Source organism: Luedemannella helvata, assembly GCF_039528415.1.
Taxonomy (GTDB): Bacteria; Actinomycetota; Actinomycetes; order Mycobacteriales; family Micromonosporaceae; genus Luedemannella; species Luedemannella helvata.
This window is the reverse complement of sequence record NZ_BAAALS010000129.1, coordinates 1-618: the sequence shown is the minus strand read 5'-3', so window position 1 is coordinate 618 and position 618 is coordinate 1. Positions and strand designations below refer to the sequence as shown.

Annotated in this window: 1 protein-coding gene; it reads left to right on the top strand. The window is 69.3% G+C overall.

Going from position 1 to position 618, the window contains the following annotated elements:
• Window positions 1-284: 284 nt before the first annotated feature.
• Window positions 285-618, top strand: a 334-nt coding sequence (locus tag ABD191_RS29085; protein ID WP_344089188.1) for an MFS transporter, incomplete at its 3' end; no start/stop codon positions are given.

Here is a 618-nt window from a genome sequence, read left to right as displayed (position 1 = left end):
CGGGTCCCGCTTCAAGGATGTCGGCCGCAACCTCTACACGATCGTCATCGACGTGAACGGCACACCCGGGAATCCCGACGACGACGAGTTCGTCGAGTTCATCGGCAACGACGCCCGAGGCCAGTTCGACACCGCCGAGCGCGACTTCTGCGCCGACATCATCGAGTTCATCGGCTGACCGCCGGCGCCGCGAACCCGACCGTCGCCGCATCCGCTTGGTGAGATGGGCGGATGCCGCGCAGTCGCGCCCGCGGCATGTCGGCGCTGTCCGACAGAATGCTCTGGTGGTCGGCATCGGCAGCTTCTGGCGCGCACTCCCCGTCGAGGGCAGGTGGCTCCTCTCGACCGTCGCGATCCAGACGCTCGGTCGCGGGCTGACGCTGCCCTTCACGGTCATCTACCTGCACGAGGTTCGCGGCTTCGACCTCGGGCTCTCGGGCGCGCTCATGAGCCTGATCGCGATCACGGGCCTCATCGTGACGGGCCCCGGCGGCGTGCTCATCGATCGATACGGCGCGCGCGCGGTGCTGCTCGGTGGGCTGACCGCGATGATCGCCGGCTGCACGCTGCTGGCGTTCGCGACGCATCCGGCGGTCGCGGCGGTCGCGCTCGTCCTGA